The 12928-nt window shown below is 65.7% G+C and carries 10 protein-coding genes; 7 read left to right on the top strand and 3 right to left on the bottom strand.

The features are described from left to right. Nucleotides 1-354 (bottom strand): (d)CMP kinase (locus RTY46_RS18000; protein ID WP_312710105.1); only part of this gene is annotated, 354 nt, incomplete at its 3' end. 197 nt (nt 355-551) lie between these two features. Between RTY46_RS18000 and ykgO the strand changes: the two genes are divergently transcribed. The 7 genes from ykgO to RTY46_RS17965 all read left to right on the top strand — a co-directional run bounded on the left by ykgO (nt 552) and on the right by RTY46_RS17965 (nt 6295). After that, complete coding sequence (gene ykgO / locus RTY46_RS17995) at nt 552-677, top strand: type B 50S ribosomal protein L36 (protein WP_005409283.1); 126 nt, start codon at nt 552-554, stop codon at nt 675-677. A gap of 143 nt (nt 678-820) precedes the next feature. Beyond that, nucleotides 821-1150 (top strand): hypothetical protein, encoded by a 330-nt coding sequence (locus tag RTY46_RS17990; RefSeq protein ID WP_108749387.1) that lies wholly within the window; start codon nt 821-823, stop codon nt 1148-1150. Between the two features lie 39 nt (nt 1151-1189). After that, on the top strand, nt 1190-2227 hold the full coding sequence (locus tag RTY46_RS17985) for an agmatine deiminase family protein (protein WP_312710104.1): 1038 nt from the start codon (nt 1190-1192) through the stop codon (nt 2225-2227). A 251-nt stretch (nt 2228-2478) separates the two neighbouring features. Beyond that, on the top strand, nt 2479-3366 hold the full coding sequence (locus RTY46_RS17980; protein ID WP_046983810.1) for a carbon-nitrogen hydrolase: 888 nt from the start codon (nt 2479-2481) through the stop codon (nt 3364-3366). Between the two features lie 14 nt (nt 3367-3380). Further along, on the top strand, nt 3381-3911 hold the full coding sequence (locus RTY46_RS17975; protein ID WP_312710103.1) for an N-acetyltransferase family protein: 531 nt from the start codon (nt 3381-3383) through the stop codon (nt 3909-3911). Further along, a complete protein-coding gene (locus RTY46_RS17970; protein WP_312710101.1) occupies nt 3904-5136 on the top strand; it encodes a TraB/GumN family protein in 1233 nt (410 codons plus the stop codon). The genes RTY46_RS17975 and RTY46_RS17970 overlap by 8 nt, the downstream gene beginning before the upstream one ends. Nucleotides 5137-5293: 157 nt before the next feature. Beyond that, the gene (locus tag RTY46_RS17965) at nt 5294-6295 is read left to right on the top strand and encodes a hypothetical protein (protein WP_312710100.1); all 1002 of its coding nucleotides are present in this window, start codon (nt 5294-5296) and stop codon (nt 6293-6295) included. Between the two features lie 92 nt (nt 6296-6387). Here the strand turns inward: RTY46_RS17965 and RTY46_RS17960 are convergent, their stop codons facing one another. Then, entirely contained in the window at nt 6388-9468 is a 3081-nt protein-coding gene (locus tag RTY46_RS17960; protein WP_312710099.1) for an efflux RND transporter permease subunit, read from the bottom strand. Further along, entirely contained in the window at nt 9465-12923 is a 3459-nt protein-coding gene (locus RTY46_RS17955) for an efflux RND transporter permease subunit (protein WP_312710108.1), read from the bottom strand. The genes RTY46_RS17960 and RTY46_RS17955 overlap by 4 nt, the downstream gene beginning before the upstream one ends. Between the last annotated feature and the right edge of the window lie 5 nt (nt 12924-12928).

Below are 12928 nucleotides of genomic sequence, written 5' to 3'. Positions count from 1 at the left end.
GCGCTGGCGCTCTTTCAGCGCCGAACGCACTTCGGGAATGGCGGCAATGGCCGAGGCCAGCGCACCGGTCGTCTCCAGGCGCAGCTCGTCGGTGGCATCGGTGCCGTTGACCAGCACGCGCATGGCCTCGCCTTGTTCAACAAACTGAACGCGGGTATCGAAGGTGCAGCGCACCAAAGCAGATGCGTCAGAGGTGTCGATATCGGCCCAGCTGGCGGCTACGCCCACCGCCCGGTACAGCGCGCCCGAATCCAGGTAATGCCAGCCCATGCGGCGCGCCACGATGCGGCTGATGGTACCCTTGCCAGCCCCGGACGGGCCGTCGATGGTCAGGACGGGAGCGAGTGGATTCATAGGGGTCCTTGCGCGTGTGAAGGGGCCATTCTAGCCCCTGCCAGACACCCTGCGCGGCGACTTTCGTGCAACCACTTGAAACCACGGAGAAAAGCCCGGTAGAATGGCGGGCTTGAACGAGCGTCAACTGCCGATTGTCTTTCGCATATCGCGGCCACGCTCCACCCGAACAACTACTGTTTACGCCGAGGTATGCCATGAAAGTCCTGTCCTCCCTGAAGTCGGCGAAGGCCCGTCACCGTGACTGCAAGGTCGTGCGTCGTCGTGGCAAGATCTTCGTCATCTGCAAGTCGAACCCGCGTTTCAAGGCGCGTCAGCGCTAAGCCTTCCGGCCCTCGGGCCCAGGCTGCCCCACGCGGGGCGACCCGATGCAAAAAACCGCCTTCGGGCGGTTTTTTGTTTATACGGCTTTTTTCCGCCGTTTTTGCTGTAATCGCCGTTCTTGACCACTGGGGAGTAGTTCGAGATGAAGCGTTACCTGTCCACCCTGGCCGTACTGGCCACCCTGGCTGCCGCCACGCCGGCGCTGGCCGACACCCTGCTGATCGACCGCGCCCGTGAGAAGCCGGCCACCGCACTGCCCGTCCGCGGCCAGAGCATGCAGCAGGTGCAGTCGCAGTTCGGCGCGCCGAGCGAACAGCTGCAGCCACGCGGCGGCCAGAAGCGCCAGTGGCCGACCATCCACCGCTGGGTGTACCCACAGTTCACCGTCTACTTTGAAAAGCAGAAAGTGATCGATGTGGTGGCCAACCAGGCCGACCCGAACGAAATCGGCCCGAAACCGCCGATCCGTTGATCCCCCACCCCGCCCGTGGCGGGCCCGTGTAGCGAGACCATGAACCAGAACCTTCGTTTTCCTGCCGAATGGGAAGCCCAGAGCGGCGTCCTGATTGCCTGGCCCACCGCCGACACCGACTGGGCCGACCGCCTGGGCCAGGTGGAAGAGACCTATATCGCCCTGGTTGCGGCCATAACCCGCTTCCAGCCGGTGCTGATCTGCGTGGCCGATGACGATGTGGAGACCTACGCCGAAATGCGGCTGCGCTCCAACCGCATCGACATGGACAAGGTGCACTTCACCACGGCGGCCTACGACGACACCTGGCTGCGCGATTCGGGCCCGATCACCCTGCGCCGCGCCGACGGCGGCTTCCAGCTGCTGGACTTCCGCTTCACCGGCTGGGGCGGCAAGTTCGACGCCACCCTGGATGACCAGCTGGTGGGCGTGCTGGACCAGGCCGGTGTGTTCAACGATGCACCGGTGCGCAGCATTCCGTTCGCACTGGAAGGCGGCGGCATCGAGACCGATGGCGAAGGCACCCTGCTGACCACGTGGAAGTGCCTGCACGAACGGCACCCGGACCGCGACCGCGCCAGCCTGAGCGCCGACCTGGCCGACTGGCTGCAGCAGGACCGCGTGCTGTGGCTGGACCACGGTTACCTGGAAGGTGACGACACCGACGCCCACATCGATACCCTGGCCCGCTTCGCCTCGCCTGACAGCATCGTCTACCAGGCCTGCGACGACCAGAACGATTCGCACTACGCCGAACTGCAGGCGATGGGCAACGAGCTGGCCGCCCTGCGCACCAAGGACGGCACGCCGTACCGCCTGTTCCCGCTGCCGTGGGCGCAGCCGGTGATCGATGAAGGTCGCCGCCTGGCCGCGTCGTACGCCAACTACCTGATCGTGAACGGCGCGGTGCTGATGCCGGCCTACGGCGACCCGGCCGACGACCTGGCCCGCGACGTACTGGCCCTGGCCCACCCGGGCCGCGAGATCGTGCAGGTGCCCTGCCGCTCGCTGATCTGGCAGAACGGCAGCCTGCACTGCATCACCATGCAGTTGCCGCAGGGCCTGCTGAAGGCCTGATGGCCGGGCGCCGGGCCCCGCGCCCGGCACCGCCTTTGTAGAGTCGAGCCATGCTCGACTGGCATTTGACGTAATCCGTGCGAAGCGTCAGTCGAGCATGGCTCGACTCTACAAGGAGCGGGTCGCGCGCGGCCTGACCGTAGAGCAGTCGAACAAGCTCGACTCTACAAAGACGGCCCATTCAGCGGCCAACACGCCGCGGCGCGCCATCCGCGCTAACATGCTGGTTTTCCCCCGCAGGAACACCCCGCATGAACTCGCGCAGCCCCTTGACCGTTGCTCTGATCCAGGAGCGCAACCACGGCGATGCCGCCGCCAATCTGGCGGTGATCGAAGCGCGTGTGGCCGAGGCAGCTGCGCAGGGCGCGAAACTGGTGCTGCTGCAGGAACTGCACAACGGCCCGTACTTCTGCCAGCACGAATCGGTGGACGAGTTCGATCTGGCCGAGCCGATTCCCGGCCCCAGCACCGAGCGCCTGGGCGCACTGGCAAAGAAGCATGGCGTGGTGCTGGTCGGCTCGCTGTTCGAGCGCCGCGCGGCCGGGCTGTACCACAACACCGCCGTGGTGTTCGAAAAGGACGGCACCTTGCTGGGCAAGTACCGCAAGATGCACATCCCGGACGATCCGGGCTTCTACGAAAAGTTCTACTTCACCCCGGGCGACATCGGCTTCAAGCCGATCGACACCTCGGTCGGCCGCCTGGGCGTGCTGGTGTGCTGGGACCAGTGGTACCCGGAAGCGGCACGCCTGATGGCGCTGGCCGGCGCCGAACTGCTGCTCTACCCCACCGCCATCGGCTGGGACCCGGACGATGTGCAGGACGAAAAGACCCGCCAGCGCGATGCCTGGGTGCTGAGCCACCGCGGCCATGCCGTGGCCAACGGCCTGCCCGTGCTGAGCTGCAACCGCGTGGGCCACGAAGCGTCGCCGCTGGGCGCGTCGGGCATCCAGTTCTGGGGCAACAGCCACGTGCTGGGCCCGCAGGGCGAGTTCCTGGCCGAAGCCGGCACCGACGCCACCGTGCTGGTGTGCGACGTGGATCTGCAGCGCAGCGAACACGTGCGCCGCATCTGGCCGTTCCTGCGCGACCGTCGCATCGATGCGTACGGTGATCTGCTCAAGCGCTACATCGACTGATCCGGAGACCCGGCATGGCCGTCCTCATCCGTGATGCCGGCCCGGCCGACATCGCTGCGATCACCGCGATCTACGCGGTGGAAGTGACCGATTTCGTCAACACCTACGAGTACGACATCCCGGATGCGGCCGAGATGCTGCGGCGCATGCGCGACATCATCGACCGCGGCTTCCCCTACCTGGTGGCCGAGATCGGCGGCCAGGTGGCCGGCTATGCCTACGCCAACACCTACCGCACCCGCGTGGCCTACCAGTGGACCGTGGAGAACTCGGTCTATGTCGATGCCGCGTTCCAGGGCAAGGGCGTGGGTACGCGCCTGCTGCAGGCGCTGATCGACGCCTGCACCGCACGCGGTTACCGGCAGATGGTGGCGGTGATCGGCGAACCCACCAACACGGCCTCCATCAAGCTGCACGAACGCTTCGGCTTCCACCTGGTGGGCGTGTTCCAAGGCCTGGGCCGCAAGCATGGCCGCTGGCTGGACACCGTGCAGATGCAGCGCGCGCTCGGCGATGGCGCCGACACCGCCCCTTCCAATGAATGATTCCATGACTGAAACCCTTCCCGAAACCGGCGACGACCTGTTCGCCGGACAGCCGGTGCGCGTTGTTGAACGCGACGGCGTGCGCTACACCCTGCTGGGCACCGCCCACGTTTCCCACGCCAGTGTGGAGGCCGTAGAGAAGGCCATCGACAGCGGCCGCTTCGATGCGGTGGCGGTGGAACTGGACCCGCAGCGCCTGCAGGCGCTGAGCGATCCGGACACGCTGGCCAAGCTGGACCTGGTGGAAGTGATCCGCAAGGGCCGCGTGGCCCTGTTCGCGGCCAACCTGGCCCTGTCGGCCTACCAGCGCCGCCTGGCCGAACAGCTGGGCATTGAACCCGGTGCCGAGCTGAAGCGCGCGGTGGACCTGGCGCGCGAGCGCAGCCTGCCGGTGCACCTGATCGACCGCGAAGTGGGCCTGACCTTCCGCCGCGCGTCGCAGCGGCTGGGCTTCTTCGGCAAGCTGAAACTGGTGGCGGGGCTCGGCGCCGGCCTGTTCTCGTCCGAAGAAGTGGGCGAGAACGAGATCGAGAAGCTCAAGCAGGGCGACATGCTGGAATCGAGCTTCGGCGAGTTCGCCAGCGAAAGCCCGGCGCTGTACGAAACCATCATTGGCGAGCGCGACCGCTACATGGCCACCCGCCTGCGCGAGGAACACACCCCGCTGCAGCGCGAGGTGCTGGCCGTGGTCGGCGCCGGCCACCTGGCGGGCCTGGCCCGCTATCTGGAAACCGACAACGAGGCACCGGCACCGCTGCGCGCGGAACTGGAAGCGATGCCGAAGAAGCGCAACATTCCGTGGTTCACCCTGGTCATCCTGGCCATCGTGGTGACCGGCATCGGCGTGGGCTTCTACCGCGGCGGGCTGGGCGTGGGCACTGAACTGCTGGCGACCTGGGCGATGTACACCGGCGGCCTGGCCGGCCTGGGCTGCCTGCTGGCCGGCAGCCATCCGCTGAGCATCCTGACCGCGATCGCGGTGGCGCCGTTCAAGCCGTTCCGCCTGAGCATTCCCACCGGTGCGTTCTCGGCATTGGTAGAAGCGCGCCTGCGCAAGCCGGCCTACGAGGATTTCCTGAAGCTGCGCGACGATGCGCAGAGCCTGAAGGGCTGGTACCGCAACCGGGTGACCCGGGTGGTGCTGACCTTCATGCTGACCAACCTGGGCAGCATGCTGGGCCTGTGGCTGACCGCCGGCCGGGTGTGGGGCAAGGTCGCGGGGTGATCACCCTCGCCGGGCCATGCCCGGTTTATTGGTAGGTGCCAACCTTGGTTGGCACATCATTGCAGAGCGAAAACGGCCACGCATCGCGTGGCCTTTTTTGTGCCGCGCTTCCGGTCGGTATGATCAAGGAAACGTTCTTGAGTCTGGGAGGGTATGCATGGGAAAAGGCATCAAGATGGCGTCCGCCGTGGACAATCAAAGGAACCGGCATGCGCTCGAATCACTGCAGCGTCGAGCTGAAAACGGACAGTCGATCCCTCTGCTGTTCTGTGATGGCGTTGGATGCTCTGCGTCCGTCCGCTTCGTGAAACGTGGACTCCGAAATGGCCCGAAGGGAAAAGAACCGGTAGAGCGGGCAGCATACATTGGCCTCACCTCGGCGAAGAACTCCGACCACGCGACAAGCTGCAGCTACAACGCAACCGGCAGGCTCAAGTTGATCATCGCCAATCAATCTGATCCTGACTTCCTGTCAAGCCTGGAAGAAGGAAAGCATGAGCTCCGCCTGCAGCTGTTACATAACGCACTTGGCAACTCCGATCGATTCGTGAAGGCGGGTTACCAGGCGGGATCGCAGAATCAAGATGAGCACACAAGAACCGGCTACATCAGAACTGGAGCAAAACTGGATGGCTATCTGCGAACCACGATGGACATCCTCACGCTGCGCGAACGCTGCGAGGAGGATGCCGAGCTGAGCGCGACTCTGCTTCTGCGCTTTGGCAGTCGCAAGATCCCTTGGCGCCAGTTCTACTTTGAAGAGGATCGGTATGAAGACGCTTGGAACATGCTGCGCAAGGCCGAACCCTCGGCCCACCCGTTTGCGATAGCCGGCGTCGTGGATCGAATCGGACTTCCGACCGCCGGTTCGAATCAACGAAACACGTTCCTCAATCTGGTTCCGGAAAGGCACAGGGTGGGAACTGACGGAATACAGCCGACCTATGGAGCAAGTATCGGTCACAGCGACCAGGAATGGCTCCAGCAGTATCCGCCTGGCACACATGTCATCGCATTTGGCCTTTGGAGAGCATCAGAGCCGCAGCAGAATCCGGTCAGGCGCCTGGACCCTGCCGCACGCGTGAAGGGTTTCCTGAACCACCGGATCACGCTGTTCCCGAAGTTCAAATCACAGTTGATCAAGGTCGACGAGAGTTGAAAAAAAGGGGGAGACCGCCCCACTACGACCGGTCTCCCCCCACCACTACACACGGTGTTGCCGCCATGGGCGGCAGTCGAGCAAGCTCGACGCTACGCGACGGTGGCCGCGGCTTTGTCGAGGCCGCGGGCGCGGCGGATCAGCCGCACGGCGGCGTTGCGCAGGTCGTCCAGCAGGGCGTAGATCGTCGGCAGGAACAGCAGGCTGACCACAGTGGAGAACGCCAGGCCGCCGGCAATCGCGCGCGCCATCGGGGCGTACTCCGGGCCATCGCCGAACATCTGCGTGTTGGTCAGCGAGATCGGCACCATCGCCAGGATCGCCGTGCCCATGGTCATCATGATCGGGCGCAGGCGTTCGCGTGAGCCTTCCACCAGCGCCTGGGTGCGGCCCATGCCGCCGCGGCGCAGGTTGTTGATGTGCTCGATCATCACGATGCCGTTGTTCACCACCACGCCCATCAGCACCAGGATGCCGATGAAGGACATGATGCCGAACGCGGTACCGGTGATCCAGAACAGCCAGAACACGCCGAAGATCGAGAACAGCACGCCGCTCATGATCGCGGCGGGGAACAGCAGTGATTCAAACACCGCCGCCATCACCACGTAGATCATCACCAGCGCGATGAGCAGGTTGAACACCATCTGCTGCATGGCTTCATCGTCGTTGCCATAGTCGCCGCCATCGAAGCTGTAGCCATAGCCGGCCGGGAAGCTCATCGGCTTGAGCACCGCTTCGATCGCCTTGCGGCCGTCAGGCGCGGTGATCTTCTCGGCCAGGTTCGCCTTGATGGTGAGCGTGGTCTGGCGGTTGGTACGGCCGATCTGGGTGGCCGACGAGCCGACGTCCACGCTGACCAGACTCAGCAGCGGCACGCTGCGGCCGTCACCGGTGCGCACGCTGAAGCCGGCCAGGTCTTCCGGGCTGCTCTGTTCGGCGCCGGCGAAGCGTACCCACACCGGCACTTCGTTATCGCCACGGCGGAACTCGCGCATCGGTGCGCCACGCAGGGCCAGGCCGACGAAGCTGGCCACCTGTTCGGCGTTGAAGCCGAAGGCGGCGGCACGTTCGCGGTCGACGTGCACCTTCAGTTCGCCGCCCTTCTCGCCATTGTCGATGCGCACATCGCGCAGCTCCTGGCGCTGGGCCAGCAACGGCAGCACTTCCTCGCCGATCTCCTGCAGCAGCGTGCTGGAATCGCCCACCAGCTGCACCTGCACGCCCTGGTTGCCACCGCCGCCGCCATCGCCGCCCTGGTTGCCGACGAAGTAGTCGGTGCGCGCGGATTTGGGTAGACCCTTGCGGATTTCCTCCTGCAGCGCCTTGATGTCCTTGGCGTGCTTCTCGTCCAGGGTGACCACGGTGGAGCTGCCTTCCTGTTCGCTGTACCAGGAATACACCTGCTGCACATGCAGGCGGTCGCGGTTCGCTTCGATCCATGCCTCCACCCGGCCCACTTCCTCGGACATCTGCCGGTAGGTGTAGGCACCCTTCCACATGTAGCCGATGAAGATGTCCTTGCCGCCTTCGCCGCCGAACATGTCCACCTTGGTCAGCTTCATCGGCACCAGGCTGACCAGCACCACCAGCATGATGCCCAGCAGGCTCCAGCCACGGTGGCGCAGCGACCAGTCCAGCACCTGCGCGTAGCGGCGCTGCAGGCGCGCGATCAGGCCGGTCTGCGAATGCACCAGCTTGGGCGTGGCCATGCGCGCGGACAGCATGGGGATCAGGCTGACCGCCACCAGCCACGACGCCAGCAGCGAAACCGAGATGGTGATCGCGATCTGCGCCATGAAGATGCTGATGTTGTTGGTTTCGCCAAACAGGTTGGGCACGAACACGATGCAGTGGCACAGGGTGCCGGCGCTGAGCGCGATGGCCACGTTGCGGGTGCCGATGATCGAGGCCAGGCGTGGCTGCCCGGGCATGCGTTCGCGTTCCTGGTAGATGCTCTCCACCACCACCACGGCGTTGTCCACCAGCATGCCCACCGCCAGCAACAGCCCCATCATGGTCAGGATGTTCAGGGTGACCCCGGCGAAGTACATGAAGCCCAGGGTGATGGTGAAACAGATCGGAATGGCCAGGGTGACCATCAGCGTGGACGGCCAGTGGCGCAGGAAGAAGAACAGCACGGTGACCGAGAGGATCAGGCCGACCGCACCGGCTTCGGCCAGCTCCAGCAGCGAAGACGTGACCGCCTTGCCCTGGTTGTCGATGACCTTGATCTGCACATCGCGCATCGATTCCTGGCCACGGATCGCCTCGACCTCGGCCAGGGCAGCGCGCGAGACTTCCACCAGGTTGGCGCTGCGTTCCTTGAAGATGTCCAGGCCCACCGCCGGGTTGCCGTCCAGGCGCCGCCCGTAGTTCATGCGCGCCGGCTTCAGGCGTACATCGGCGATGTCGCCCAGGCGCAGCCCCTGCGCGTTGATGACCAGGTCGCGCATTTCCTGCAGGTCGGTGATCTCGCCCACCGGCTGCACACGCACGCGCTGGCCGTTGTCGTCGATCTGACCGGCCGAGATCGAGAAGTTCAGCGTGCGCAGACGCTCGCTCAGCTCGTTGATGCTCAGGCCATGGGCGTTCAGCCGGTTCGGATCGATGGCGATCTCGACCTCGTTCGGCGGCGCGCCGGTGATGTCCACGCGGGCCACGCCGGGAATGCGCTCGATGCGCCGCTTGAACTCGCGGTCGAGCATGTCATATGCGGTGGTCAGGTCGGTGGTGCTGGCCAGGCGCACCTTCAGCACCGGCTGGTCGCTGCTGGACCACTTGAACACGTTGTAGCGCTGCAGGTCGTCGGGCAGGTCGCTGCGGATGGCATCGATGCGTTCGCGCGCGTCCGAAGCGGCGATGGCGATATCGCGGTCCCAGTCGCTGAACTCGATGAAGATCGACGCCGCCTCGGCGGTGGCCGACGAGCGCATGCGCTTGATGCCGGTCATGGTGGCCAGCGATTCCTCCACCGGCCGGATGATGGTGCGCTCCACCTCTTCCGGCGTGGAGCCGGTATAGGGAATCTGCACGAACAGGAACGGCGCGGAGATGTCCGGCAGGGCCTCCAGCGGCAGCCGGAACGAGGCGATCAGGCCGACCACCACCAGCGACACGAAACACATGATGGTGGTGACCGGGCGACGGATGGAAAACTCGGCAACGCTCATGCCGGTTCCTCCGCGCCCGCCGCGCTGCCGGTGGCGCCGTGCATGCCTTCACCTGCGTGCTTGCGGCCGCGTTCGCGGTAATAGGCATCGCCGCGACGGTCCATCAGGTCGTACACCACCGGGATGACCAGCAGGGTGAGCAGGGTGGACACCAGCAGGCCACCGATCACGGTAATGGCCATCGGCGCACGCACCTCGGCGCCCTCGCCCATCGCCACCGCCAGCGGCAGGAAGCCGAACAGGGTGCACAGGGTGGTCATGATGATCGGCCGCAGGCGCGAGCGTGCACCTTCCACCAGCGCTTCGTGCTTGGCCACACCGGCTTCGCGCAGCTGGTTCACCTTGTCGATCAGGATGATCGCGTTCTTGGTGACCAGGCCGACCAGCAGGATCAGGCCGATGAACACCACCACCGAAATGGGTTTGCCGGTCAGCATCAGCGCCAGGATCGCACCGACCAATGCCAGCGGGATGGTGAACAGGATGACGAACGGGTGCAGCAGCGATTCGAACTGTGAGGCCATCACCAGGTAGACCAGGAAGATCGCCAGGCCGAAGGCGAAGATCAGCGACTTGGCCGCCTGCGCCAGCTCCTCGCCCTGCCCGCCGATATGCAGGCCCACGCCCGCACCCAGCGGCTGTTCGGCCACCATCTGCTGCACTTCGCGCATGGCCGCGCCCAGGTCGATGTCGCGCAGGTTGGCCGACACCACCGCCACCCGCGTCTGGTCGGCGCGGTGGATCTCGCTGGGGCCGCTGGTGGCGATGACATCGGCCACGGCGTCCAGGGTGACCGGGCGACTGCTGCCGGGGTTCACGATCAAGCGGCGGATGCTGTCCACGCTGGCGCGGTCGCCTTCCTGGGCACGCACCAGCACATCGATCTTGCGGTCGCGGAAGCTGTAGCGCGTGGCCACGTCGCCGCGCACCTTCTTCACCACCACATCGGCGATCTGCCGCGTGGTCAGGCCCAGCGCACCGGCGCGTTCCTGGTCGAAGCGGATCTGGATTTCCGGGAAGCCTTCTTCCACGGTGGATTTGACGTCGGCGTAGTGCGCGTTGCCGCGCAGCAGCGCCGCCAGGCGTTGGCCGGCCACTTCCAGGGTGGCCATGTCCTGCCCGCGCAGTTCGATTTCCAGCGGCGTGGAGAAGCTGAACAAGGCCGGCCGCGCGAAGTCGACCTGCGCACCGGGGTGCTGGCCCATGCTGTCGCGCAGGCGCTCGGTGATTTCCGCTTCGGCCTTCGCATTGCCGCCACCGGCCATCACCACCGTCAGCTTGCCGATGTTTTCCCCGCTTTCGGTGGGGCTGGCGTCGAGCCGGGTACCGCTGCCGCTGACGCCATACAGCGAGGCCACGCCCTGGCTCTGGCCATGGGCCAGCTGCAGTTCGCGCACCAGCGCATCGGTCTGCTTCAGCGGCGTGCCCGCAGGCAGCTTCACCGTCATCTCGAAGCGGTCCTGGGCCAGCTGCGGAATCAGGTCGGCGCCCAGCATCGGCACCATGGCCAGGGTGCCGACGAAGGCCAGCGTGGCCAGGCCCAGCACCTTGCCCGGATGGGCCAGTGCATTCGGCAGCAGGCGCAGGTAGCCGCGCTCGGCCCCGGCATACGGCTTCATGGCGATATCGCTGGCCTTGCGCATGACCGGCCCGACCACGGCCACGATGCCGCGCCACAGGCGCACCACCAGCCAGGCCAGGGCGAAGAAGCTCCAGCGCACGCTGGCCACGAACCCACGACGGCCCAGCGCGACCGGCTTCTGCCAGCGGCTGTCCGGACGCCACGCTTCGGCGCCGGCTTCTTCCGGGAACGCCAGCGGCGGCCGGCCCTTCAGCGAACTGAGCATCGGGATCAGGGTCATCGACACCAGCAGCGAAATGGCGATGGCGATGGCCACGGTCAGCGCCTGGTCGCGGAACAGCTGGCCGGCAATGCCATCGACGAACACCAACGGCAGGAACACGGCGATGGTGGTCAGGGTGGAGGCCACCACGGCCATGCTCACTTCACGGGTGCCAACGATGGCCGCCTGCAGGATGCCCAGGCCGCGCTCACGCGCCTTGGCAATGCTTTCCAGCACCACGATCGAGTCGTCCACCACCAGGCCGGTGGCCAGCGCCAGACCGCCCAGCGACATCACGTTCAAGCTCAGGCCCAGCTGGCCCATGAAGAAGAACGTGGCGATGATCGACACCGGCAGCGACAGGCTGATGACGAAGGTGGACCAGCCATCGCGCAGGAACAGGAAGATGATGAGGATGGCCAGCAGGCCGCCGATCACCGCATCCTTTTTCACATCGGCAATGGCGTGCTCGATGAAGCGCGACTGGTCTTCGATGGTGGTCAGTTCGGCGTCGGACGGGAAGGTACTCTTGATCTGTTCCAGGCGCGTGCGCAGCGCCTGCGCGGTGGCAACGGTGTTCGCATCGCCTTCCTTGTAGATGGCCAGCTCCACCGATTCCTTGCCGCCCAGGCGGATGATCGCTTCGCGTTCCTTGTAGCCCTGGCGCACGGTGGCCACGTCCTTCAGGCGCACCGGCACACCGTTGGCGACCACGCTGGAGGTGCCGGACGACGCGCTCTGCGCCGCCGACGCAGCGGCAACGGCGGCCGCCGAACCGGTGGAGGCGGCGATGGTGAACATCTGCTGCAGGGCCGAATCGGCCGCGCTCCCGTTGGACGACTGGGTGGTGACCAGCAGGTTGCGGATGTCTTCCAGATCGGCGAACTGGTTGACGGTACGCACCAGGAAGCGCTGCGAGCCCTCCTCCAGGCGCCCGCCGGAGATGTTGATGTTCTCTTCCTTCAACCGCTTGATGACGGTGTCGATGGGCAGGTTGAGCTGGGCCAGCTTCTGCTGGTCGATGTCCACCTGGATCTCATCTTCCAGACCGCCGCCCACCTTCACCGCAGCCACGCCGGTCACCGGTTCCAGCTTCTTCTTCAGGTCTTCGTCGGCATAGCGGCGCAGGCCGGTCAGTTCGCGGATCGCGTCTTCATCGCTGGCCGGCGCGGCCTTGGTCGACAGCACCAGGCGCATGATCGGCTCGGTGGATGGATTGAAGCGCAGCAGCACCGGGGCCTTGGCCTCCAGCGGCAGGTTCAGCGCTTCCATCTTGTCGCGCACTTCCAGGCTGGCCTGGTCCATGTTGGTGCCCCAGGCGAACTCGAGCACCACATCGCTCTGCCCGGTGCGCGAGACCGACTTCAGCTTGCGCAGGTTCTTGACCACGCCCACCGCTTCTTCCACCGGCTGGCTGATCAGGCTTTCGATTTCGATCGGTGCCGCGCCGGTGTATTCGGTGCGCACGGTGAGCGTGGGATAGCTCAGGTCCGGCAGCAGGTTCACTTTCAGGTTGCCCAGCGCGATCAGGCCGAACAGCAGCAGGGTGACCGTGCACATGGCGATGGTGACGCGGCGGCGGGTGGCAAATTCCACCAGGCCGCCGCGCATGCCGG

Origin of the sequence: Stenotrophomonas sp., assembly GCF_032056425.1 — a bacterium.
In the GTDB taxonomy this organism is placed as follows: Bacteria; Pseudomonadota; Gammaproteobacteria; order Xanthomonadales; family Xanthomonadaceae; genus Stenotrophomonas.
Note: the sequence above shows the minus strand (reverse complement) of the source record. Positions and strands in the feature narration are given on the sequence as shown.